Below are 23,693 nucleotides of genomic sequence, written 5' to 3' on the forward strand. Positions count from 1 at the left end.
TATCCGCCTTAAGTTACTCACCATGGTTGCATGGTAAAAGCATATCTATTTACAATTTATATATAAAACCTAATCAATTAAAATTATGCTCAACCTTGAATGGCTCAGAACTTTTAAAGTGATATATGAAGCAGGTTCGCTGTCAGCCGCGGCCCAGGTGCTGTTTATTTCACAGCCCGGTGTTAGCCTGCATTTAAACTCTCTCGAAGCTTATACCGGCTATCGGCTTTTTGACCGCGATACACGCAATATGCTACCTACCGATAAAGGCACCATGCTTTACCACTACGTGATTGACTCCATTGGCCGGCTCGAGGAGGCTGAACAAATGTTTCAGCGGCGGTCAAAAATTGAAAAACCGACCATAAGCGTAGGTATGTATTTTGAAACCTTTCAGCATACGCTCGAGGCTCATGTAGCGCAGTTGCCTTTTAACCTGATCGCTCATTTCGGAGATTCTCCGCAAATTGTGCAGGAGTTACAAAATGGCACGCTTGACCTGATTCTTACACCTCATAAAAACCAGCAAAATAACCTGGAATTTACCCCGTTTTCGCAAGAGCGCCTGATCCTGGTATGCGGCAGCAATACGCCTGTGGAGAAATTGGAAGAGCTGGCCATCATAAGTAATAAAAGCAAGATAATGGACTGGCTGGGTAAACAAACCTGGTATACTACCGCTGATATGGACCCTTTGAAAAAGTTTTGGCATAAAAGTTTTGATAAAATGCCGGGCTTTAAGCCAAATTTTGTGCTTCCGTATTTCAGTTCTATCCTGCGTTGTTTGAGAAATGGTTGCGGGTTTGCCGTAATACCCGATTTTTTGTGCCGTAAGGACTTATGCGAAGAAACCATCCGTATTGCCTGGGAGGATGATAAGCCGCTTGAACAGGTACTTTATTTCGGCAAGCGTAAGAATGCCTATTATGCAGGTGAACTGAAACAGTTAGAAGAACTTTTGATAAAAAACTGGGTAAGCGGTAAGCCAAATTACGCTTAGGTAACATGCATTAAAAATAATGCCCGGTGTTACGGTTCTGATTATTCATGAACGTAACACCGGGCATTACTGCATTTGATAAGACACTAAATACATGGCGCGTTTTAGCGTATGATGGGCGTGGTAGTGATCACCTCGCGCGATTCAAGCAGCGGAACGATCTTACCCAGCATCAACCGTTTAAAATGCGCTGACGACTGATGTATCATTTGCGAAGTTTCATTCAAATATCCCTCAAAAAGTATGATCGTATTGGCATCGCTGTTACACTGATGTGCCTTGTAAAACAAGTTGCCGTTCTCCAAAACACTTTGTGTGGCTACCTTGCTCAGCAAATCGAACACGGTATCAAAATGGCCGTTCTTAACGCGCCATTTTGAAAATATATGGATTGGTTTTCCGTTCATAAAAATCAGGTTAAAAGTTTAGCCCGCTTACCATCAATATTTATTTTTCACCGGCTGCCTGCAATATCAGTTGAGCAACTTTTTGCGGTTGCGAAAGCATAACTACGTGGCTCGCCGGTACAGAAATAGTAGTAGCGCGTATCTTTTTAGCTGTTTCGCGTTCAATATCAGGGGCGATGGTTTTATCGTTCTCAGCAACTACGTAAAAGCTGGGTTTGTTTTTCCAGGCCGGGTTGGTAATGGCAGCCGTAAACGCGCTGAAGTGAAAGCGGCCTTGTCCCGCTGCTATCAGCTTAGCTTCATATAGCGGCAGATCCTGCGCGAAGTATTTGATCACCGCGTCTTCTTTCATGCGTATATACCCGTCAGATACTATAGGCTCGGCCAAACCCGGTACGTTGGGAATTTTCCTGATCTCGTGTGCTTCTTTTTCGATGCTTTGTACGCTTTGGCCTTCATCGGGCGCGTAGGCGGCAACATATACCAATGCAGTAACCTTGTCGTTATTACCCGCTTGGGTTATTACTGCACCGCCGTATGAATGGCCTACAAGTACCACCTTTCCGGGTGCTTCAGCAATAGCCCTTTGTGTAAAAGCTACATCATCAGTTAACGAAGTAAGCGGGTTTTGCACAGCAATGGTTTGGTAGCCCTTTTTTTGCAGAATAGGAATTACCTTATTCCAGGATGATCCGTCGGCAAAGGCACCATGTACCAGTACAATGGTCGGTTTACCGTCGTCAATAGATTTGTCAAGGCTTTTGATCAAGTCATACTTTAGCTTGAAGGACATGCACACAACCGCCAATCCAATGGCGGCAATGAGGGCTGATCTTGTTTTCATTTTCATAACAATTAATATAGAGTGATTAAATTTTTTGAAGTTTTTGATGCATGCCGGCGCGGATAAAATGGCCTCTGCTTTTGAGGTGTATAGCCGGTTGCCGCCAAACAAGGCGTGAAACCACCGCCAGTGCCATCACCAGCACCACCAAAAAGGCCATAGCCGCGCCCATATGGATATCAAGCAACGCAATAATTATCAAAGGGCCGCTGCCATATCCTGCAAATAGCACCGCGCTGCCCGTAGCCAATGGCTTTACAGAAGCAGGCATTCTTAGTATGCCGATGAAAATGGGTTGCGAACAACTGAAGCCGACAGACATGGCCGCCAGCAAGCACTCTGCAAGCCATAAGGGCAGGTTGGTCATCAGTATAATAAGGCCGGCAATGGTTAAGCCTAACCCGGCATACAAAATTTTTAGCACCCTGGTATCAAGGTGATAGCGATACAGCATAAAGGTGACCGCCAGGCCAGGCAAGCCAAATACCATCAGATCGTTAGCGATGTGATACTCGTTTTGACCGTATTGTACTGTAAAGTAGTTGCTGATCCAAACAAATACCCCCGAATGAAAAATGCCAGTTAGGTAAACGAAAAGATAGATGTACCTGCTTTTCCAAATTATTCTAAAAATATCAGTTGCCTTATGAGTTGGGTTTTGTAACTCCACCATAACCTTTCCGCGCTTTTTGTTTAAGCAGGCAGCCAGGATCAACATGGCTGTAAGTATTGCGATGATATGGTATAGTATCCGCCATCCCGCGAGCGCGTTTATCCATCCCCCGAGGCTTGGTCCGAAGGTCATACCCGCGCCTAATGCGAACATCACCATGATCAAGCTTCCTAAAGCTCCGCTTTTTTTACCTGCCGGGGCCAGCATCAGCGCGGATGGCAGCATCATACCTGTACCCAAACCGGTAAATGCCCTGATCAGCAAAAAGGCTTCAGCGGAGCGGGCCAGACTAAGCAATAAGGCGCCGGCGCATAACCAAATTAATGATAGCATGAACCATTGCTGTAATTTCATAAAATGATGAAATAGCACCATGGCTGCTGCAGCCAGCGCGAAGCACAGGGCAAAAACAGGAATAGCAAAAGCCGTTAAAGTGGAATTGAACTCCCTGGTTAGCGTTGGTTGCAACGGGGCAACACCATAGGCGTAAACCATGAGCAGCAGGCAGGCTATACCCGGTATTTGTTTGGGGATTTGAACGAAACTTTTTGTAAGTAAATGCTGCATTGTTTGAGTTGGTTAGCCATTGATATTTGGCTAATGCTCAAAGATAAAGCAGTGATAACCACACGTTATATCATCAAAATTGTATGTGTTATCAGTATAGTGATAAGTATTACGGCGATTTTTTTGGGGCTTGAAAATAGCAGCAAGGGTTCATCTATTTTGCCATTTGAGCACAAAAATCATTTATTAACCTATGGTAATGCCAGGCGTTTTAACAGGTTTGGCTTTGACCTGTATGAACAAGGCTATGAAATACTAAATATCGGCAATGAGATACCCCACTTTAATTTAACGGATCAGCACGGCAATCAATTATGCAATAAGTGTCACAAAGGAGATAAAAGGGCTAATTATTACCGTTACCGGTTTCAGGCGTGATGGATCTTTTTTATAAAAGCCCTTATCAGTTCCGCTATCGCGGTGCCGTATTCTTCCAGAAGAAAATGCCCGCCGTTATACAGATGTATCTCGGCATCAGGCAAGTCTTGCCTGTAAGCAAGTGCGCCGCTGCTCGGAAATATCACATCGTTTTTACCCCAGGTTATAAGGGTAGGTGGCTGGTTGTTGCGAAGGTACTGTTGCCATTGCGGATATTTTGGAAAATTACTTGCGTAATTGTTGAACAGTATTTTCTGAATCTCCTTTCTGCCGGGCTGCTCCATCAAAAAGTGGTCAAGTGTATAACTGTCAGGACTGATGGCATCCGCGGAATTTACGCCACATACATATTGTTCTTTAATGCCCTGGTAAGACATCATGTGGTTTACCGCGGCATCCAGTCCCGCTATGTCATTAGCTCGGGCCAGCGCGCCGATCTGTTGTACGGCGGGCCCTAAACCCTGCATGTAGGCATTGGCATTTTGTATGATGAGGCCCTTAACCAGTTCAGGCCGTTCAGCAGCGATCCTGAAACCGATAGGGCCGCCATAATCCTGCATATAAAAAACAATGTTTGTGAGGCCGAGGCTGTCAATAAATTGCTCCGTCAAATTGGCAAGTTGGTCAAATGAATACTCAAAAGTTGCCGGATCAGGGCTGGCGCTATACCCAAAACCGGGATAATCCGGGGCGATCAGGTGAAAGTCGGCAGAGAGCTGGCTGAACAGTTGGCGAAACATATGTGAAGAAGACGGAAATCCGTGTAATAGTAAAAGTGTTGGCTTGCCGGCTGTTCCGGCTTCCCTGTAAAATATATCAACACCGCCGATGTTTATGGTGCGGTACGCGGTACGGCCGGCATGGTCATTAGTATAAGTCATAAGTTATAAATGCTTTTATTATGGAATGGTCATATTAATAATGACGATGTTCAAAGTTATGGCCTTAGTGCAATTTCAGGTTGGTACAGCCCATCACTAATATGATAACTGTAATTAGATAAGTGATAAATAAACGGTACTGCATACAAAATTAAATAAACAACTTACCGGCTTATGCCGGCTTAATTAATCAATCTGCTTACTTTAAAAAACAACGTTTATGAAAAAACTATTTATTGCCCTGGCCATGCTTACAGTATCAGGCTGTAATAGTAACCAACAGGGCTCAGCACCTGCTGACACCGCGACTAAGGATACCGTTAAAACAGGCGGCAACAAACTGATCACAATTGATGGCAAATACAATGTCTGGACAAAAAAAGCGGGCAGCGGAAAGATCAAAGTGCTGTTACTGCACGGTGGCCCGGGCGTACCACATGATTACCTGGAATGCTTTGACGATTTTTTGCCAAAGGAAGACATGGAGATATACTATTATGATCAACTGGGCTGCGGCAATTCAGACATACCTGCAGACACAACGCTTTGGACCATCCCCCGTTATGTGGAAGAAGTTGAACAGGTACGCAAGGGGCTTGGGCTTGAGCAGTTTTATGTTGTAGGCCAGTCCTGGGGAGGCTTATTGGCTATGGAGTACATGAAAAAATATCAGCGCCACGTAAAGGGTGCGGTGATATCTAACATGACAGCCGGAATGAAAGATTTTACCGGTTACCTGGCTGTTTTGAAAGGTAAACTGTTTACACCTACCGAACGAGCTGCGTTTGACGCGCTTGACAAGGCCGGAAAATACGAGTCGGCTGAATATAATGAGCTTTTGATGAGTAAACTTTATACGCAGGTAGTGTGCAGGCTGCCTTTAAATAAATGGCCGGAGCCACTGTTACGGGCTTTCAAAAAAATGAACCGTAATATATATGTACAAATGCAAGGTGTAGACGAGTTTCATGTTACCGGAAATTTTAAGAACTGGGAGTTTTGGGACGACTTGCCAAAGATCAAAGTTCCGGTACTGGTTTTAGGTGCCGAGCATGATGAGATGAACCCGGAATCAATAAAAAAGGAAGGGTTGCTCATTCCCAACAGCCGTACTTATCTCTGCCCCGAAGGGAGCCATATGGCTATGTATGACGATCAGCAGCGTTATTTTACCGCATTGGTCAGGTTTCTGAAAGATGTTGATGAAGGTGCCTTTACGCCCGATAAAAAACAGAGGGGTAATTGATCATTTTAGTTTTACGATACTGATTGCCCCGTTATGCTGAGCCTGAACTAAAGTGGTAACGCCATATGATATATAAATTAAACTGCCCCTGATTTTTTAAACACGTTAATCCCGCCTGGGTAGCCTTCAGTTAACACAATTCTGATAACTGTTATCAGCCGGCTAATATGCAGGTTAGGATGGCTGATCCTACTTTTGAACAGGCATTGATCACCTCTAATTTGCCGGTTCGGGTACCGCTGATAAACCTGCTTTGCCAAGGATAATGCAAGTGTAAATAACATAAAAATTTAATTTATAAGATCATGAAAAATCAAACCACTTACAATTTTATTGACATTGCCGGGGTAAACATTTTTTACCGCGAAGCAGGGCCGAAGGATGCGCCAACCTTACTGTTACTCCATGGTTACCCGGCATCATCATTTATGTTCAGGAACCTGATCAATGACCTGTCTGACAAGTATCACCTGATAGCGCCTGACTACCCGGGTTATGGCAGAAGCGAGCAGCCACCCATAGCTGAATTTGCTTACACCTTTGATAATTTTGCAGCGATAATTGAGGAGCTGCTGCAAAAGCTCAATATTAACAAGTATAGCCTTTACCTGATGGATTATGGTGCCCCGGTTGGCTGGAGGATAGCTTCTAAACACCCCGAAAAGATAGATACACTTATAGTGCAGAACGGCTGCGCTTATATAGAAGGGTTGGAAACCTTCTGGGACCCATTCAGGGCTTACTGGGCAGACCATAATAATAAAGAGGCAGAAGCTACCCTGAGTACGTTCCATAACCCGGATGGCCTGAAATGGCAGTACACACATGGCGTAGCTGATACCTCAACCATTAGCCCGGATAACTGGGAAATGGATTTGCGCCACCTTGAAAGGCCCGAGAATGGGCAGATACAGCTTGACCTGTTTTATGATTACGGAACCAATCCGCCAAAATACCCGGAGTGGCAGCAATACTTCCGCGATCACAATCCTGAAATGCTGGTAGTTTACGGCAAGAACGATTATATTTTCCCGGTTTCAGGCGCGGAAGCATACAAAAAAGATGTAAGAAATCTTGAATTTCACCTGTATGATGCAGGACACTTTGCCCTGGAAAGCCATGGTGTATGTATCGGGGCAACCATCAAGGATTTCCTGGACCGCAAAGTAAGCCGTTAACCGTTTTTTAGCGTAAGCAGGGTAGGGCATAAGCGTTATCCTGCTTGCTTGTTTTACTAATAATGCATTTTTTGAACATTTGATCACCGGATAATCAGTACCGGCGTTGTATTGGCCTGTCGCTTTATCTATCCATAAATTATCAGTGCATTAGTATAACTTTATATTATGGAACAGAAACTACCGTTACCGCCTTTTAACCTGCAAACCGCACTTCAAAAGGTACAAATGGCCGAAGATGCCTGGAACAGTCGTGACCCGGAACGCGTTTGCCTGGCTTATACCATTGATACCGAATGGCGCAACCGTACCGAATTTATTAACGGGAGGGATCAAGTAAAAGCCTTTTTAACCGGAAAGTGGCAAAAGGAGTTGGATTATAAACTTAAAAAAGAGCTTTGGGATTTTCGTGATAACCGGATAGCCGTGCGCTTTGAGTATGAGTGGCATAACGAGGCCGGGCAATGGTACCGCAGCTATGGCAACGAGTTGTGGGAGTTTGATGAGAATGGCCTGATGCGGAAACGCTACGCAAGTATTAATGATTTGGCTATCAGTGAAATTGACAGGAGATTATAACACCTTTTTTGCTTTGGCGAACATATGAACTATGAAGAAATAGCATTTACCGATGCGGTAAAGAAACTGCAGGAACTACACGGAAGCCGTACAGCCTATGCCAGGATGGAACAAGGCCATCACGAGGACGGGTTTACGCAGGCTGAGGTCAATTTTATAAGCAGTCGCGACAGCTTTTATATGGCCAGCATCAGCGCAACGGGCTACCCTTATATACAGCACAGGGGTGGGCCAAAGGGCTTTATCAAAGTGTTGGATGACTTTACCCTTGGTTTGGTAGATTTTAGTGGTAACAGGCAATACATCTCAGTTGGTAATGCAGTAACCAACGCCAGGGTATCTCTTATTATGATGGATTACCCGCAGCGGGCCAGGTTAAAATTATTCGCGGATATGAAAGTTGTTGAAATTGCAGATGATCCCGGATTGTTTAAACAGCTTGACCCTACAGACTACAAGCACAAGGCTGAGCGGATGCTTGTATTTTCAGTAAAGGGCTATAATTGGAATTGCCCGCAGCATATTACACCGCGATATACACTGGCAGAGATTGAGGCGGCTTTTGCAGAACGTAATGGCTATGTTAAGCAACTTGAGGAGGAGATCAGGCATTTGCGGGCAAATGATTCAACTGATGGTCGGTAAATAGTGGTATATATCACCTTAATTTTTTTTAAAAACTATATCTGCAACCTTATGGAAAACCAAACCGGCAATTTAAATACTGCACAACCTTATGTGCACTCTGCATTCAAGGCTGCATTACACGGCAAGTGCCCAAAATGCCGTACAGGTAATATGTTCGCAGCTAATCCTCTCAGGTTTTTTGGCCAGAAAATGAATGAACACTGCCCGCATTGTAACTTTCAGTTTGAGATAGAGCCGGGCTATTTTTATGTTGCCATGTTTGTTAGTTACGCAATGAATGTGGCTATCATGGTTACATTTGCTATGGCCACTTACCTGCTTACCCATAGTTGGGATCCGTGGGTTTACCTGGCGGCAACACTGGTTCCGGCATTTTTGTTCTGGCCGTTTACATTTCAGTATTCGCGTATCATCCTGTTATTCTGGCTAACACCCGGTGTTCACTTTGAACCAGAACGAGCCAGGCCCGACTATCATCAGGCAGGCCCAAATTAGTTAATATCATTAGGTTATAGCAAGTAGGAAGGGACTGAGGTAACCACGGCGGTATACAGCTCCATTTCGGGCGAAAGCGTAAATGCTTTGGCACCCTCGAGGTTAACCGTTTGGTTTTTTACTTTGCTTAACAGGTTGATTTCATGGTGAACCTCCTTTATTTCTTTAATGTTGATACAAAGAAACAGAGGCACTGCGCAGTGTTTTTGCGCAGGTGAAGTTATTTGTAAAAAAGTTGAGATTTTTGATGTGCCCGAAGAGAGACTCGAACTCTCCCTGAGCTATACGAGTTCGAATCTCGTTTTGGGTATTAAATTAAAAAGTCAGTCGGGAGCTTACGGTAATAAGTATTTTTTTTACTAAGTAGTTGAAAACTTTTGTTTTAGCTGCAAATAATTAACTTTGAGAAATGCAGTCAATCGCAGGGGCCGGTAGATACGTTTATCAAAATTTGCTCAGAACGACATATGGTTCTGAGGGTGTGTAATTTCAAACAAGCAAGCGACTTCAGTAATTTCCTCAATGAGGCAATGAATGATGACCTTGTAGAGAAATGTAACCCAGTGTTGCATAGTATCTGTGTGTAAAGTTAAACAATTGATTTCCCGACGTGAAAGGGCGGTGTTAAGCACCGGTTACAGCATGTATCTGCCCGTAAGTAAGGCGAGCCCGTGTCACCTGTGGTTGCTGCATTTTTCAAATGAAAAAGGAAAAAGATTGGTTTAGATTAAAAAAATACCCGCACATTGGGCTACCCCTAAGAATGAGTGATCGGCCTTGGGTTGCTGGGTATGTGACTAACGAGGCGAAGATCGCGGGCCATGCGTTTTATCCGTTAATCCACCGCAGTAAAGTTGTTAGGAAATATCGTAAGTCAATAGACAAAAAAACTGGTGTACGTTCAGAACTAAGGGTTGCTACAAAGAAACCACGTGAATTATACTATGCCAATCATTTTGATGCATGCATTTATAGCTATTATGCAAAACTGCTAAATTTATCTTACGAGAAAAAACTTGGCCAACTTGCTTTAAAAAATGCTGTTACTGCATACCGCAAAATACCTTTTGATCCGACTAACTCTAATTCACCTAACAAATCCAGTGCGGATTTTGCCGGTGAAGTATTTCGATATATTTTAGATCACGAGGAAGATAAACTTGTGGCTATTACTTTTGACATCAAGGCATTTTTTGATACGCTGGAGCATTCTCGGTTAAAAAGAGCTTGGTGCCAAGTCAAAGACCAGCAATCACTAAATGACGCTGAATATAATATATTTAAAAGTATCACGAATTTTGCCTTCGTAAACGAAAACCAAATTTTCAATGTTTTCAAAAATTCGATTATCACACAAAGTCCTTCAGGTGTCAAAAAAACGAAAGCTGTAAAGCGTTATAAGCATTTGAAAGATGCTCGTGCAATTGCTTTTTGCGACTTAGCAGATATTGATCAATTACGTAAATCTAACCTCATTATTGGTAATAATGCGCCTGCCGGTCGCCCAAAAAAAACTAAAGGTATTCCACAAGGAACACCAATCAGTGCAGCATTAGCCAATGTTTACATGCTTCCGTTCGATTATGCCATAAATAATTTAATAACAGCAATAGGCGGTATCTACCGCCGGTACTCAGATGACATGATAGTAATCTGTTCAGAGCCGCATGCATCTTATGTTATTAACGCTTTTGATAAAGCGATTAAAGAACGGGATTTAGAAATCCAGCTTGATAAAACCCAAATATTTAAATTTGTACGTAAAAACGGCAAGTTTCACTGTGAACAACAATACGAGAAATGTCTACATCTCACAAAAAATCTGGAATACTTAGGATTCGAGTTTGACGGTCAGCGCTCCTATTTAAAATCGGCAAGCTTGGCATCCTACTACCGCAAAATGAAAAAGGCCGTTCAAAGATGTCGCTACTACTCAAAATCTGTGAAGAAGTCTAAAGCTGTAGGTCAAATTTTTCAAACGCGCTTATATAAAAAATTCAGCTATCTTGGTGCCAAGCGTAGGCGCATCTATATACAAGATAAATCCAACCCTACAAATTGGATAAAAACGGAATCCCATAATTGGGGAAACTACATATCTTACGCCCATTTAGCTACAAATAAATTGCCCAATAACAGAATTAAACACCAGATTAGGCGTCACTGGAAAATTTTAAACCAGCTAATTAGTTAATCCTCCGGCTTCTCCCTCGCATCCGCCATTCTTACTATCCTCGGTTCAAACTTGACCAGTACTTCCACCAAGTCATGCTGTGCGGCCATTACGGTGTGTATGTCCTTATAGGACATGGGGGCTTCATCCATATCGCTGCCCATTAAGGTATGTGCTTGTTAACCAGGTTTAGCGAAGTATCCGGCTTGCTTAAGCAGTTTAAGGCTTTTAACCATGTTTGCAGCAGAAAATCAACACTGCTGAGTAATGGTATATATGCTGTTTTTGTAAATATTGAGTGCCCGCACATCTATGTACAGCAAAATATAAATTAGCTTTAATTGAACTTGCACAGCTACAATAATATTTTTAATTTACCAAATCTTTAAATGTAAGTACAGTTTATCGGCGTTTCATTGTAAAAAGATATAGATATTATAATTTAAATTAATAATGCAACGGGATGCCGAAATATATCACAAAATAGAGGATCATGGTTTAATTGATTTATTAAATCAAGGTAATTACAGTGCTTTTAAAGAAGTTTATAATAGGTACAATAGTTTACTTTTTATTTACGCTTATCGCAAATTACAGGATAAAGAAGAAGCTCAGGATGTTGTGCAGGATGTTTTTATCAATATTTGGTCTAACCATGCTACGTTTAACATCAATACTACCCTCTCTGGTTACCTATATAAAGCAGTACTTAATAAAATTTTAAATATCATACGGCACAAAGGTGTTCGTGAAGGGTATATTGCTGATATTCAAAATCTGATAACCAATCAAACCGATACCACTGATTATCTTATCCGCGAGAAAGACATAGCCGCCCTCATTGAAAAGGAAATAGCATCCCTACCATTAAGGATGCGTGAGGTGTTTGAACTGCGTACAAAAGAATACTTATCCAATAAAGAAATTGCAGAACGGCTTAGCCTTTCAGAGCACACCGTAGCTACGCATATTAAAAAAGCATTGAGAATTCTTAAAGCAAAATTCGGAGCCAACGCTGTGCTCTTTTATTTGCTGATGTTTTAATAATATTGAGTTATAAATACACTCCACTTTTATCGTTTATAATTTTCTTAAAAAAAATATCAACCCAATACCCGACAGCCTTTTGTGAAGTGTCTTGTTATAGTAAAACGACGTATAAACCTACGTAATTCAACTATATCTAAGTATTAATTGATGGCGAATAAAAATGCTGCTGAGCTGTTTGAACGATTTAAGAAAGGTAAGTGCACCGATGCGGAGCAACAGCTTATTGAATATTGGGCACATCATTTAAATGAGGAAGGTGAGCATGATCTGACCGAATCAGATTTGGAGGATGCCCGGGTTACAATGTGGGCATCGATAGATAGCTCCCGATCAAATAATGTTAAACGCCTGTATTGGTCAGTTGCAGCAGCGGCTATATTGATATTTGCCTTGTTGGCTGTGTTACTTAAAAATGATATTATCAATAACAGAACAAAGTCATTCCCATCTGCCGAAAGCAGATTGGCTAATACCATTAAAGTTGGTGGCAATAAGGCCATACTCACGCTTTCAAACGGCAAAAAGGTGGTGTTGGATGATATAAAAAATTTCAGCATAACTGATGAGGATGGCATTAGCATTAATAAAACTTCTTCAGGTCAACTTATCTATACATTTACCAAAAAGAAGTATGGTAATGATAACTCCGCCGGATATAATACTATAACAACTCCTAAAGGCGGGCAATACCAGGTAAATTTACCCGATGGCAGCAAGGTGTGGTTAAATGCCGCAACTACCTTACGCTTTCCGCTTAATTTTCAAAAAAACGTAAGGCTGGTTGAGTTGTCGGGCGAGGGATATTTCGAGGTAAAGCACTTGAATGATGCTAATGGCCAAAAAGTTAGATTCATGGTTAAAACCATAGGTGCCGCGTCACAATCGGTAGAGGTATTGGGCACTCACTTTAATATTAATGCTTATAGTAATGAAAATGCTATAAAAACCACGCTGCTCGAGGGTAGCGTGAAGGTAAGCACCCTTTCAGGCACCGCTTCACCGGCATATAGTAAAATTCTGAAACCCGGAGAGCAATCCGTTTTAAATCAGGGTAAGATAGCTGTAATAAAAACAGATACGGAAGACGCTGTAGCCTGGAAAAACGGCTATTTCAGATTTAATGATGAAAGCCTTGAAAGCATAATGCGCAAGGTAGAACGATGGTATAATGTTGATGTACAGTACCAGGATGAAGCTTTAAAGAAATTATCATTTGCAGGAGTTACAACACGCTTTGCCAATGTGGCCGAATTGCTGAAAGTACTTGAATTAACAGGAGAAGTAAAGTTCAGGATAGATGGAAACAGTATAGTCGTACTCGGCAAAAAAAACCTTTTATAAACCAATAAATATTTAAAAATTATGAGCAATCCACCGTGACTACGCATACCCCGTGCCTTATATTGTAGTATTTGATTTTTGATTAAATATTTGATTTTAAGGTGTTTGTATAAAATTATGGAGTAACAAATTAAATTAATTTAAATGCGTACAATATTTACAAATATTTTTTATAATTCTGCTAACCGCCATTGGAAACCCCTGATAATTATGAAACTTATTGCCATTTTAGTTTTGGCTACCCTGATGCAGGTACAAGCCAGGAGCTTTGCCCAGCAAATTACCTTGAGCCAAAAAAATGTAACCTTAAAACAGGTTTTTATTGAAATAAATAAGCAAACCGGTTATAACATACTTTGGGCTTCAAAAAGCGTTAGCAACAACCGTTTGGTAAGCGTAAGCTTAAACCAGGCATCTATTACACAGGCATTAAACCAGTGTTTAAAAGATTTTCCGCTTACCTATACAATCAATGAGAAAACCATAGTGATCAGGGAACGCGATGAAACAAAAATAAATACTAAAGATGAAACCCCTTTTATTAAAATAACCGGTATGGTAACCGATGAAAAAGGTTACCCGCTGCCGGGAGCTACTATAAAAGTTAAGGGCACGGCCAATGCAGCCGTTTGTAATGATAAAGGCGAATACACCATAAATGCATCAAGCGGCGACGTTTTAGTTTACACCTACATTGGCTTTGTAACTACTGAGGTAATTATTGGCACGCAAACCAATATTAATGTAACCTTAAAGGAGATCAAGAACGAATTGGGTGGTGTAGTAATTACTGCCTTGGGTATCAAAAAGGAAAAGCGAACGCTATCCTACAACGTGCAGGAAATAAACAATGAGGAGCTCACCAAAGTAAAGGACCCTAATTTTGTTAATGCGCTTGCAGGCAAAGTAGCCGGTGCAACCATTAACACCAGTTCAACAGGCCCCGGTGGTAGTACAAGGGTTATATTGCGCGGTACAAAATCAATAGCGGGTAACAATAACGCCCTCTATGTGGTAGACGGTGTGCCCTTGCAGGATCTGAGTTCGGCGCAACCCGGTGATATATTTTCTGGCGCGGGCCAAACCGGTGACGGGATTTCTAACATCAACCCGGAAGATATCGAGTCCATATCTGTACTAACAGGCCCATCGGCTGCGGCGTTATATGGTAACAGAGGTGCCAATGGTGTAGTAGTAATCAATACCAAACGTGGTACAAAAGGCAGCTTCTCGGCAACCTTATCAAACACTACCACTTTCTCCAGTCCGTTTGTAATGCCAAAGTTTCAAAATACCTATGGCTCTGAAGAGGGGAGCTTTAGCAGTTGGGGCGAGAAACTTAAAATACCCACAAATTATGACCCTAAGGACTTTTTTCAGACAGGTGTAAATAACACTACAACTTTAAGCCTGTCTACAGGCACTGAAAAAAACCAGACCTACTTTTCAGCAGCGGCGGTTAATGCTAACGGCATCATCCACAATAATGATTTAACCCGTTACAACTTTACACTACGCAATACCAGCAAGTTTTTAAATGATAAACTTAACCTGGATCTGAGCGCAATGTACGTTAACCTTAAAGAGCAGAATATGCTGGCACAGGGGCAATATTTTAACCCGCTTGTACCTATTTATCTGTTTCCAAGAGGCGATGATATCCGTAAATACCAGGCGTTTGAAAGGTATGATGCCGAGCGTAACTTTAAAACGCAGTACTGGCCATTCGGCGATCAGGGTTTTCAGCTTCAAAACCCTTACTGGATAACTGAGCGCGACCTTTTTCAAAACAATAAGGACCGCTATATGCTAACAGCCAGCTTGCAGTATAACATCAATAGCTGGATGAATATTACCGCGCGGATAAAAACCGACCAGTCGTCGGCTTTAAACGAGCGTAAATATTACGCATCAACAGCCGGTTTATTTGCAAGCGCTGCCGGGGCTTACCACCGGTATAATATTTCATCGGGCCAAACTTATGCCGATGTGTTGCTGAACATTAACAAAACTTTTAAAGATTTCTCTGTTTCAGGCAACGTAGGCGCAAGTTTGCAGGATGATAAGTATGATGATGCTTCAATTGCCGGTAACCTGGGTAGTGTACCTAACTTGTTTAGTTATAATAATATCAATTTTTCGCAAATAAAGGCGCTGCAAAGCAGTTATCATAACCAGTTACAGGCTGTTTTTGCAACTACTCAAATTGGGTACAAAGGTCTTGTTTACCTGGATGCGAGCGCCCGTACAGATGCTCCCTCGCAACTTGCGGGTACTAACACAAAATACCTGTTTTATCCGTCAGTGGGTTTATCCAGCGTACTTACTGATGCACTGAAGTTTAAATCAGATATGCTGTCGTTCATGAAAGTACGCTTTTCATACGGTGAAGTAGGTAACCCGCCTGCTTATGGTATTACCATACCAACCTACCAGCTAACTACCGGATTTCCGAATTTGCTTACCGCTCTTCCGGTTGATCTGAAGCCAGAGCGTACCAAATCATACGAGGCAGGTGTTAACCTGGTTTTGTGGAATGGTAAAGTAAAAATTGATGGTACGGTGTACAAGTCATCTACCTACAACCAATTATTTAACCCTACAGTATCTGAATCTACAGGTTACAGCTCGGTATTTATCAATGCGGGCCGTATAGACAATAAAGGTATCGAAGTATCAGTAGGGTTGAAGCAGAATATAGGGGCAGTTAAATGGAATTCAACCATTGTTTACTCGTTAAACCGTAACAAGGTAGCTCAGTTATTGCCATCAACCGTGGTAAGCCAGTTAGGTACGGCGGTGTCACAAGATACGGTTGACCTTGGCGGCACAACAAGCTATAAAATGCTGCTTGCCAAAGGCGGCTCCATGGGCGATATTTATGTAAATACACTAAAGGTTGACGAGCATGGAATGATCTATGTTAACCCAACCAACTATACAGTTGCGGCCGATCAAAGTAGGTATATCAAGGCCGGTAATGCCAATCCTGATTTTACGCTGGGCTGGCGCAACGGCTTTTCATACCAGGGTATTGATGTTAACTTTTTGGTTACTGCCAGGGTTGGCGGCGTAGGTGTATCTATTACGCAGGCAATTATGGATGGCCTGGGCGTATCGCAAAACTCAGCCACTGCCAGAGATAACGGCGGCGCTATGGTAAACGGCTTCAAAGTTCCGGCACAGGCATACTACAGCGTTGTTGGCGGCGGCTCATCCGGCATCGGGTCTATGTATGTATACAGCGCAACCAATGTAAGGCTTGGCGAAGCTTCTATCGGTTATGATATTCCGCTAAACAAGTATTACAAGTGGATAAAAGGGCTCAATGTATCTGTAATAGGCCGCAACCTTTTTATGTTTTACAACAAGGCGCCTTATGATCCTGAAAGCACGGCCAGTACCGGTACTTACTACCAGGGTATAGATTATTTTATGCAGCCGAGTTTAAGAAATATAGGTTTTTCTGCCCGTTTAAAGTTTTAACATAGCATACAACCATGACAAAGATATTTAACGTTTTTAATAATAAAACAGCAGCCCTATGCTGTATAGGGCTGTTGTTATTACATAGCTCGTGTACTAAAAATTTCGAGGATTTTAATACCAACGAGAACCAGGCCACCGAAGAAATGCTGCAAACAGATAACCTCTCTACCGGATCTCTGATTGTACAAATGGAAAAGAACGTTTTTCCGATAGCGCAGCAGCCTATGTTTGGCGATGAGGTTTACCAGGTAATGCAAAACCTTGCCGGCGATTCATACGCGGGTTATATGGGCACCACCAACAACTTCTTATCGGGCGCAAACAATACCACCTATGCTTTGGTGCCGGGCTGGTACGGGCAGGCTTTTTCGCGTGCATTTGTTGGTGTAATGCCTGCATGGAAGCGAATAGCCAAATCGGCTAAAACCCAAACACCGGAGGTATATGCTATTGCCAATATTATTAAAGTTGAGGCATTGCACCGCACTACTGATATGTACGGCCCTTTGCCATATGTTAATTTCGGCGAAACAACATCGCAAGGCAGGTACGATAGCCAAAAAGATATATACGACAAGTTTTTTGATGAGCTTGATGAGGCAATTGAAATCCTGACAGATTTTAATACCCGTTTTCCAACCACCAAAACACTTACAAGCTACGATTTTATATATGGCGGCAACATCCCTAACTGGATAAAGTTTGCCAACTCACTTAAACTGCGCCTGGCCATGCGTATTGCCTATGCTGACCCTAATAAGGCCAAGGTTGAGGCAGAGGCTGCCGTGTCGCATAAAATTGGTGTTATGAGCAGCGCTACTGACATTGCCGCCTTACAACATTCGTCGTCATTGGTATACAATCATCCGTTATTTATTATTGCCAACCCTGATAACTTTAACGATACCAGGATGGGGGCCGTAATGGACTCATATCTTAACGGGTTAAAAGATCCTCGCTTACCTAAGTATTTTAATGCCGCAAGCGATGGTACGTACCGTGGCATACGCAGTGGCATCAATATTAACAACAAAGCCACTTATGCCAGTGGCACATTTTCAACCCTTAACATTGAAGCATCTGCAAATATTACATGGTTTAACCCGGCCGAAGCGTACTTTTTACGTGCCGAAGGAGCTATACGTGGCTGGAATATGGGTGGTACGGCCCAAAGCCTGTACGAGCAAGGTATAAAAACCTCGTTTGAGCTGAACAGCGTATCAGCAAGCGCTGATACCTATATCTCAAATGAAACCAACACGCCGGCTAACTATAGCGACCCGCGTAATGGAGCCAACAGTGCGTCAGCAAGCAGTTCTATAACTGTTAAATGGAATGATGCCGCATCATTTGAAACTAAGCTGGAGCGCATCATTACTCAAAAATGGATTGCCGTATATCCTGACGGGCAGGAGGCTTGGTCTGAATTCAGGCGTACCGGTTATCCTAAGATTTTTCCGGTTGTGGTAAACAACAGCCAGGGCCAAATAAGCACTGATGTACAAATACGCCGCCTGCCTTTCCCGGTTAACGAGTATCAGAACAACAGGGCCGGTGTAAACCAGGGTATTGCGCTGCTTGGCGGTAATGATAATGGTGGTACTAAATTGTGGTGGGACAAAAAATAATAATGTCAATATGAACAAGATTTTATATACAAACAGGCTATTGATATGTGCGGTGCTTTTAGCCGTAGCTGCAATATATACAAGCTGTAAAAAGCAAAATGAAGAACAGGCACTATCCGTTCAGAAACCTTATACTTATAACGATCAGTACTATAAAAACCTACGTGCTTATAAAGCATCGCCGCACCAGGTTTTTTACGGCTGGTTTGCAGGCTATGGCAATAAGGAGGGTGTAATAGCTGATTATAAACAATCAGCATCATGGGGAGAGCACTTTGCTGGTTTGCCCGACAGCCTTGATTTTTGCAGCTTATGGGGAGGTATACCTTCATTGAAAAAAAATGATTCGGTATCAACCTACAATCCTATAGCTTATGGCGAAATGCGCAAGGCAATGGAAGTACGCGGTATAAAAATGCTGGCCGTTGAAATTACAAGGATACAGAAACCGCAGTTTAAGGGCAGGTACCCATTAAACGATGAAGGTATACAAGCCTATGCGCAATGGTTAATAAACCAGGTAAAGGATAATGACCTGGATGGCCTTGATCTGGATTACGAACCGGAAGGGGACTGGTTGCAAAACGAGAACTTTAACAAGTTTATAGAAATTTTAGGAAAGGAATTCGGCCCTAAATCGAGTAATCCTGATAAGTACCTGGTTATTGATTATTACAACCAGGCCCCTTTAAAGGAAGTTGAACCTTACATTAACCTTTTGGTAAACCAGGCCTACGGCATTGGTAGTGCATCGGGCTTACAAAGCCGGTATAACGGCGTTAGTAGTTGGTGCCCGCCGGGCAAGTATATTGTTACAGAAACTTTTGGTGATTACTGGCAAACCGGCGGCGTAGCGTTTACAGAGGCCGACGGGAACACACTGTCAGCAAACGGAAGGCGCCTGATGTCATTAGAGGGTATGGCGCGCTGGAATCCAACACAGGGGGCTAAAGCCGGATGGGGAGCTTTTTATTTTGAAAGGGATTACAACAACGGCCCCTTTCCGTTTGTAAGGGCAAGCATACAGGCAGCTAACCCGGCTATACGTTAACCTATCCAATTAAAAACCAAAGATGAAAAAATCAGACATAATACTAAGGATAGGCTTTTTTGTAAGCTTATGCCTGGCCATATTAGTAGCCGCGGGCTGCAAAAAATCAGTAGAATTTAAAGATGTTATATTAATTACCGGTACCGAAAACGGTAAATTGTTACCTTTTACTGTTGAAAATGCGCCCGCTACTTACGCGCTCACAGCTACCGCTACCGGAAAAGTAACCAATGATGTTACCATTAATTTTGCGGTTGATACCGGGATGGTGGCAAACTACAATGCAGAGGTATCCGGCAAGTACTTTGCAGCGCCTGCCGGCAGCTATGAGTTATCTGCCAATTCAAGCATGATAAAAGCAGGTAATAATGTTTCAGACCCCATAAATGTAAAAATACTCTCGCTTGACAGGTTTGTAACCGGCCGCACTTACCTTATACCGGTAACTATAAAAAACGTTTCGGGCTCAAACAGCGTGCTTGAAGCCTCACGTACTGTTTACCTGAAAGTATCGCGTATTATTGATTTCAATTCTATCGATATATCCAATCCAAGCTTTTATGCTACCTATAAGTTTCCGCAGCCATACACTAACATAAGCCAGTTTACTTTTGAAATTAAATGCTTTGTAAATGATTTTCAGCCGCGTATTAACCGCCTGTGTAACTGGGGGCCGGCCAATGAGGCGTATCCAAACCTGCTGCGTTTTGGCGAATTCGGGAGCGACCCTAATCAACTACAATGGGTAGCACCGGGTGGCAGCGCTTTTTCGAGCACAAGGTTTGCCACTAAAACATGGTACACGGTATCATGCGTGTTTGATGGCTCAAAATACATAATGTATGTAAACGGAAAGCTCGACTCATCATTTGATGGATCACCAAGAACGTTTGAACTGGGTGCGCTTGAGCTGGGCATGTCCTATGCCGGTTATGAGTACAGCCAAAGCATTAGCGCGAGGATATCTGAGATTCGCCTGTGGAACAAGGCTTTATCACGAACCGAAATAGCAAGCGGTATTTGCGGTGTTGATGCCAAATCAGAAGGCCTTGTAGCTTACTACAAAATGAATGAGGGCTCAGGCAATGTATTTTATGACCGTACAGGCAACGGGCGTGATATGACCTGGCCTAAAAGTACAGTTTGGTTAATGGATGATAACAACAAATGCGCGCAATAATTCAGGTTATGAGAAACAAGATAAAACACTGCAAAAATTTCGGTTTTTTGGCGTTGCTGTTGGTTATAACCGCAAGCGCCTGTAAAAAGAATGAAACTTATGATATTACCGGTGACAACGTGAACCGGGTATATGTAACTTCAGCCAGCAACCTGGTTAAAAGCACAAACAGTTACAATTTTACAATTACCAATACAGTAATAGGCTCAGTTGGTAGCGTAAACGCGGCAGTGCCCGTGCGCACAACCATGCCGGCGGCCGGTGCCTTAAAAGTTAGCTTTGCTGTTGATAACAACCTGATTGATGCTTACAATACGGCTAATAACACCAACTATGTAGCACTGCCGGGCGATATTTTAAATTTAAATACGGCTTCGGTAAACGTGCCCCAGGGGCAGCAGCAATCGTCAGATTCGCTTAAAATTGCAATACCCAATGAAAAGCTATCGCAGCTTACTGAAAATACTTATTTACTGCCGGTTAAAATTGCGGCCGTTACCGGAGACGCGGCTACCCAGGTAAGCACCAATAAAAACGTATTTTACGTGGTGGTTACCGTCAGGGTATCAACATCTCAGTTATATGAATCGCCTACCGGGGCGGATATGACAGGGGATATTATTGCTAATCGCGGTAGCTGGAGCGCAACCATAGATAAACCATTAATACTTGGTAGCCCTGCCGATCTTTTTGACGGAAATACGGGCTCGTTTTTTTACTATACCTCAGCCAACAGTACACTCGTTACCGACTTAAGTGAAACCGTTACCGGTATCAGTGGCATCCGGATTAAAAATTATTTCGGCTTTTATGGCATCACAAACGCAAAGGTGCTTATCAGTACAAATGGCACTAACTGGACTGACCTTGGCACAGCAACACTGGGCGGTGGTGAAAGCCAGTATATTAAACCCTATAAGCCGTTTAATGCTCGGTATATCCGCCTGGATATAACGGACTGGCAAAATAATTTGATTGCACTTACAGAATTTGATCTATATAAATAGATATGAATTTGTCCCTTGGTTAAGGACTATACTTGGTTAATTGTTTAATTAGAGCGCTCCGGAAATTTTCGGGGCGCTTGTTATTCAATGCCATGCCAGGCTTGACCGGAGCTGCCAGCAAAACAATATATTTTTGTTATCTATTTTACACATTTGTTACGAAACAATTTTCGCTTAGCCTTATTTTATTAATAAATTTGTAATTTTAAGATGCACAACAGATTTGCTTACATATTTATATCGGTAGTATGCTGGTTCAGCATCGCTATTGTGTTGCCTATTTCCGGTGCGCTTATCAAAAACCAATATGTAGCAACATCATCTTACAAATACAATAACGACCGGATTAGTGCCGATAACGTTTCTACTGTATGTAATGATGATGCTTCTGAATCTACCAATCAAAAAAGACTCGTTGCCCGGTTCAGGGTAAGGTTTCTTTTAAACCGCTCTGTTGAGCTTAATGCGATTTTACAATCCGGAGGTGCTATCCCCGGCTTTGTATCGGCACATATTAAACACTTGTTTACACGCTATTTTGTACGCAAGGCTTCATTGCCTGGCTATTATAGCTTTCTGTTCAGGCTTAGTCCATTCTAAATCTATTTCTTTTTCTACTGATCAATCCGCTTTTCCGCGGGTGTGTGTTGCTTAATTTTTGCGCTTTGCGCTATTTTATTTCAGCTTTAACTATCAAACAATGAAAAAGTTAAATGTTTTAGGCTATGCTATAGCCATTGCTTTGGCCTCCGCGGTCACGGGTTGCTCGTCAAGTGCAGCTACAGATGAAAAAACGGCCGATGCCGATACCCTCCAGTACCCTGTAATGACTTTGACGGCTACAGATACAATCTTAAAAAAGTCATACGTTGCCGATATTCAGGCACATAAAAATGTCGAGATAAGGGCGCGTGTAAAAGGGTTTCTTGAAAAAATATATGTTGATGAAGGTAAGCCGGTAAAAAAGGGCCAACTTTTATTCAAGATAAACGACCAGGAGTTTAAAGTGGAACTTTCAAAGGCAAAGGCCGCTTTAAGCAACGCCGTGGCCGATGCCAAGGCTACCGAACTGGAGGTTGACCGCATTAAAATGCTGGTTGAAAAAAAGGTGATCTCCAAATCAGAACTGGAAGTAGCCCAGTCAAAATTAACAGCAGACAAGGCCACGATTGATGAAGCTCGCTCTATGGTGCAAAGCGCCCAAAACCAGCTTACCTATACCCAAATACTGGCACCTTACGATGGTATTATTGACCGCATACCGCTAAAAGCAGGCAGTCTTATTGACGAGGGCACACTACTCACCAGCCTGTCCGACATCAGTTCAATGTATGCTTACTTCAGTTTTCCTGAAAACGAATACCTGCGTTATGTGCGTACCATGAAAACCTCGCCCGATAAAACCAGCAGCATGGTATCTCTTATATTGGCTGATGGCGTAGAATTTCCGCAAAAAGGGCAAATAGAAACCATCGAGGGCGAAATAGAACAAACTACCGGCTCAATAAACTTTCGTGCCCGTTTCCCTAACCCGCAGGGGCTGCTAAGGCACGGTGCCACCGGCAAGCTATACATTTCAACAAAGGCCGATGATGTTGTGATGGTACCGCAGCAGTCGGTATTTGATATTCAGGATAAAAGTTACGTTTACGTGGTTGACAAGGGTAACAAACTGCACATGCAGGCATTTACTCCGCTTACCCGTTTCTCTCATTATTACATTGTAAAGGATGGCCTCAAAGCAGGCGATAAAATCCTGTACGAAGGTACTCAGAACGTACGCGACGGAATGGTGATCAAGCCAAAACAAGTAGCAAAGGATGCTTTTATAGCGATGCAATAAAGCAAAGCCATCCTTTATCAATTTGTATTTGCGCG

General features: G+C 42.6%; 22 protein-coding genes. 17 read left to right on the forward strand and 5 right to left on the reverse strand.

The window, feature by feature from the left end:
* Positions 1 to 85 precede the first annotated feature (85 nt).
* Positions 86 to 1,000, forward strand: a complete 915-nt coding sequence (locus LJ707_RS06380; protein ID WP_228949977.1) for a LysR family transcriptional regulator — start codon at positions 86 to 88, stop codon at positions 998 to 1,000.
* A 104-nt stretch (positions 1,001 to 1,104) separates the two neighbouring features.
* Here the strand turns inward: LJ707_RS06380 and LJ707_RS06385 are convergent, their stop codons facing one another.
* From LJ707_RS06385 to LJ707_RS06395, 3 genes are read right to left on the reverse strand one after another with little or no spacing between them, the layout of a single operon-like run.
* On the reverse strand, positions 1,105 to 1,407 hold the full coding sequence (locus LJ707_RS06385; protein ID WP_228949978.1) for a putative quinol monooxygenase: 303 nt from the start codon (positions 1,405 to 1,407) through the stop codon (positions 1,105 to 1,107).
* 40 nt (positions 1,408 to 1,447) lie between these two features.
* A complete protein-coding gene (locus tag LJ707_RS06390) occupies positions 1,448 to 2,251 on the reverse strand; it encodes an alpha/beta fold hydrolase (RefSeq protein WP_228949979.1) in 804 nt (267 codons plus the stop codon).
* A 25-nt stretch (positions 2,252 to 2,276) separates the two neighbouring features.
* The gene (locus LJ707_RS06395; protein ID WP_228949980.1) at positions 2,277 to 3,491 is read right to left on the reverse strand and encodes an MFS transporter; all 1,215 of its coding nucleotides are present in this window, start codon (positions 3,489 to 3,491) and stop codon (positions 2,277 to 2,279) included.
* A gap of 33 nt (positions 3,492 to 3,524) precedes the next feature.
* On the opposite strand from LJ707_RS06395, the gene LJ707_RS06400 reads away from it, so the two are divergent.
* Positions 3,525 to 3,869, forward strand: coding sequence for a hypothetical protein (locus LJ707_RS06400; protein WP_228949981.1), 345 nt, complete (start codon positions 3,525 to 3,527; stop codon positions 3,867 to 3,869).
* Here LJ707_RS06400 and LJ707_RS06405 read toward each other — a convergent pair.
* Positions 3,860 to 4,750, reverse strand: coding sequence for an alpha/beta fold hydrolase (locus LJ707_RS06405; RefSeq protein WP_228949982.1), 891 nt, complete (start codon positions 4,748 to 4,750; stop codon positions 3,860 to 3,862). The two genes, LJ707_RS06400 and LJ707_RS06405, sit on opposite strands and share 10 nt — an antisense overlap.
* A gap of 220 nt (positions 4,751 to 4,970) precedes the next feature.
* Between LJ707_RS06405 and LJ707_RS06410 the strand changes: the two genes are divergently transcribed.
* The 5 genes from LJ707_RS06410 to LJ707_RS06430 all read left to right on the forward strand — a co-directional run bounded on the left by LJ707_RS06410 (position 4,971) and on the right by LJ707_RS06430 (position 8,896).
* Entirely contained in the window at positions 4,971 to 5,996 is a 1,026-nt protein-coding gene (locus LJ707_RS06410) for a proline iminopeptidase-family hydrolase (RefSeq protein WP_228949983.1), read from the forward strand.
* 305 nt (positions 5,997 to 6,301) lie between these two features.
* Entirely contained in the window at positions 6,302 to 7,174 is an 873-nt protein-coding gene (locus LJ707_RS06415; protein WP_228949984.1) for an alpha/beta fold hydrolase, read from the forward strand.
* Positions 7,175 to 7,342: 168 nt separating this feature from the next.
* On the forward strand, positions 7,343 to 7,753 hold the full coding sequence (locus tag LJ707_RS06420) for a nuclear transport factor 2 family protein (RefSeq protein ID WP_228949985.1): 411 nt from the start codon (positions 7,343 to 7,345) through the stop codon (positions 7,751 to 7,753).
* A 24-nt stretch (positions 7,754 to 7,777) separates the two neighbouring features.
* On the forward strand, positions 7,778 to 8,398 hold the full coding sequence (locus LJ707_RS06425; protein WP_228949986.1) for a pyridoxamine 5'-phosphate oxidase family protein: 621 nt from the start codon (positions 7,778 to 7,780) through the stop codon (positions 8,396 to 8,398).
* Positions 8,399 to 8,449: 51 nt separating this feature from the next.
* A complete protein-coding gene (locus LJ707_RS06430) occupies positions 8,450 to 8,896 on the forward strand; it encodes a DUF983 domain-containing protein (protein ID WP_228949987.1) in 447 nt (148 codons plus the stop codon).
* Between the two features lie 14 nt (positions 8,897 to 8,910).
* On the opposite strand, the gene LJ707_RS06435 is transcribed toward LJ707_RS06430, so the two are convergent.
* On the reverse strand, positions 8,911 to 9,090 hold the full coding sequence (locus LJ707_RS06435) for a hypothetical protein (RefSeq protein WP_228949988.1): 180 nt from the start codon (positions 9,088 to 9,090) through the stop codon (positions 8,911 to 8,913).
* A 506-nt stretch (positions 9,091 to 9,596) separates the two neighbouring features.
* Between LJ707_RS06435 and LJ707_RS06440 the strand changes: the two genes are divergently transcribed.
* The 10 genes from LJ707_RS06440 to LJ707_RS06490 all read left to right on the forward strand — a co-directional run bounded on the left by LJ707_RS06440 (position 9,597) and on the right by LJ707_RS06490 (position 23,658).
* Positions 9,597 to 11,090, forward strand: coding sequence for a reverse transcriptase domain-containing protein (locus LJ707_RS06440; protein WP_228949989.1), 1,494 nt, complete (start codon positions 9,597 to 9,599; stop codon positions 11,088 to 11,090).
* Positions 11,091 to 11,522: 432 nt separating this feature from the next.
* Positions 11,523 to 12,113, forward strand: a complete 591-nt coding sequence (locus LJ707_RS06450; protein ID WP_228949990.1) for an RNA polymerase sigma factor — start codon at positions 11,523 to 11,525, stop codon at positions 12,111 to 12,113.
* 153 nt (positions 12,114 to 12,266) lie between these two features.
* Positions 12,267 to 13,460, forward strand: a complete 1,194-nt coding sequence (locus LJ707_RS06455) for a FecR family protein (RefSeq protein WP_228949991.1) — start codon at positions 12,267 to 12,269, stop codon at positions 13,458 to 13,460.
* 210 nt (positions 13,461 to 13,670) lie between these two features.
* Positions 13,671 to 16,946 (forward strand): SusC/RagA family TonB-linked outer membrane protein, encoded by a 3,276-nt coding sequence (locus tag LJ707_RS06460; protein WP_228949992.1) that lies wholly within the window; start codon positions 13,671 to 13,673, stop codon positions 16,944 to 16,946.
* A 14-nt stretch (positions 16,947 to 16,960) separates the two neighbouring features.
* Positions 16,961 to 18,577: a RagB/SusD family nutrient uptake outer membrane protein gene (locus LJ707_RS06465; RefSeq protein ID WP_228949993.1), complete on the forward strand. Its 1,617-nt coding sequence runs from the start codon at positions 16,961 to 16,963 to the stop codon at positions 18,575 to 18,577.
* Positions 18,578 to 18,587: 10 nt separating this feature from the next.
* Positions 18,588 to 19,628 carry a glycoside hydrolase family 18 gene (locus LJ707_RS06470; protein WP_228949994.1) on the forward strand — a complete coding sequence of 347 codons (1,041 nt, stop codon included), beginning with the start codon at positions 18,588 to 18,590 and terminating at the stop codon, positions 19,626 to 19,628.
* A gap of 22 nt (positions 19,629 to 19,650) precedes the next feature.
* Entirely contained in the window at positions 19,651 to 20,808 is a 1,158-nt protein-coding gene (locus LJ707_RS06475; RefSeq protein WP_228949995.1) for a BT_3987 domain-containing protein, read from the forward strand.
* Between the two features lie 8 nt (positions 20,809 to 20,816).
* Positions 20,817 to 21,815, forward strand: coding sequence for a BT_3987 domain-containing protein (locus LJ707_RS06480; protein ID WP_228949996.1), 999 nt, complete (start codon positions 20,817 to 20,819; stop codon positions 21,813 to 21,815).
* Positions 21,816 to 22,025: 210 nt separating this feature from the next.
* On the forward strand, positions 22,026 to 22,415 hold the full coding sequence (locus tag LJ707_RS06485) for a hypothetical protein (protein ID WP_228949997.1): 390 nt from the start codon (positions 22,026 to 22,028) through the stop codon (positions 22,413 to 22,415).
* Positions 22,416 to 22,515: 100 nt separating this feature from the next.
* Positions 22,516 to 23,658: an efflux RND transporter periplasmic adaptor subunit gene (locus LJ707_RS06490; protein ID WP_228949998.1), complete on the forward strand. Its 1,143-nt coding sequence runs from the start codon at positions 22,516 to 22,518 to the stop codon at positions 23,656 to 23,658.
* Positions 23,659 to 23,693: the final 35 nt, after the last annotated feature.

The organism is Mucilaginibacter sp. UR6-1 (genome assembly GCF_020880975.1).
Classification (GTDB): Bacteria; Bacteroidota; Bacteroidia; order Sphingobacteriales; family Sphingobacteriaceae; genus Mucilaginibacter.

Bases quoted from the DNA above. Each gene is read 5' to 3' on its own strand.
- LJ707_RS06380 (WP_228949977.1), top strand. From the start codon at position 86: ATGCTCAACCTTGAATGGCTCAGAACTTTTAAAGTGATATATGAAGCA.
- LJ707_RS06385 (WP_228949978.1), bottom strand. From the start codon at position 1,407: ATGAACGGAAAACCAATCCATATATTTTCAAAATGGCGCGTTAAGAAC.
- LJ707_RS06390 (WP_228949979.1), bottom strand. From the start codon at position 2,251: ATGAAAACAAGATCAGCCCTCATTGCCGCCATTGGATTGGCGGTTGTG.
- LJ707_RS06395 (WP_228949980.1), bottom strand. From the start codon at position 3,491: ATGCAGCATTTACTTACAAAAAGTTTCGTTCAAATCCCCAAACAAATA.
- LJ707_RS06400 (WP_228949981.1), top strand. From the start codon at position 3,525: ATGCTCAAAGATAAAGCAGTGATAACCACACGTTATATCATCAAAATT.
- LJ707_RS06405 (WP_228949982.1), bottom strand. From the start codon at position 4,750: ATGACTTATACTAATGACCATGCCGGCCGTACCGCGTACCGCACCATA.
- LJ707_RS06410 (WP_228949983.1), top strand. From the start codon at position 4,971: ATGAAAAAACTATTTATTGCCCTGGCCATGCTTACAGTATCAGGCTGT.
- LJ707_RS06415 (WP_228949984.1), top strand. From the start codon at position 6,302: ATGAAAAATCAAACCACTTACAATTTTATTGACATTGCCGGGGTAAAC.
- LJ707_RS06420 (WP_228949985.1), top strand. From the start codon at position 7,343: ATGGAACAGAAACTACCGTTACCGCCTTTTAACCTGCAAACCGCACTT.
- LJ707_RS06425 (WP_228949986.1), top strand. From the start codon at position 7,778: ATGAACTATGAAGAAATAGCATTTACCGATGCGGTAAAGAAACTGCAG.
- LJ707_RS06430 (WP_228949987.1), top strand. From the start codon at position 8,450: ATGGAAAACCAAACCGGCAATTTAAATACTGCACAACCTTATGTGCAC.
- LJ707_RS06440 (WP_228949989.1), top strand. From the start codon at position 9,597: ATGAAAAAGGAAAAAGATTGGTTTAGATTAAAAAAATACCCGCACATT.
- LJ707_RS06450 (WP_228949990.1), top strand. From the start codon at position 11,523: ATGCAACGGGATGCCGAAATATATCACAAAATAGAGGATCATGGTTTA.
- LJ707_RS06455 (WP_228949991.1), top strand. From the start codon at position 12,267: ATGGCGAATAAAAATGCTGCTGAGCTGTTTGAACGATTTAAGAAAGGT.
- LJ707_RS06460 (WP_228949992.1), top strand. From the start codon at position 13,671: ATGAAACTTATTGCCATTTTAGTTTTGGCTACCCTGATGCAGGTACAA.
- LJ707_RS06465 (WP_228949993.1), top strand. From the start codon at position 16,961: ATGACAAAGATATTTAACGTTTTTAATAATAAAACAGCAGCCCTATGC.
- LJ707_RS06470 (WP_228949994.1), top strand. From the start codon at position 18,588: ATGAACAAGATTTTATATACAAACAGGCTATTGATATGTGCGGTGCTT.
- LJ707_RS06475 (WP_228949995.1), top strand. From the start codon at position 19,651: ATGAAAAAATCAGACATAATACTAAGGATAGGCTTTTTTGTAAGCTTA.
- LJ707_RS06480 (WP_228949996.1), top strand. From the start codon at position 20,817: ATGAGAAACAAGATAAAACACTGCAAAAATTTCGGTTTTTTGGCGTTG.
- LJ707_RS06485 (WP_228949997.1), top strand. From the start codon at position 22,026: ATGCACAACAGATTTGCTTACATATTTATATCGGTAGTATGCTGGTTC.
- LJ707_RS06490 (WP_228949998.1), top strand. From the start codon at position 22,516: ATGAAAAAGTTAAATGTTTTAGGCTATGCTATAGCCATTGCTTTGGCC.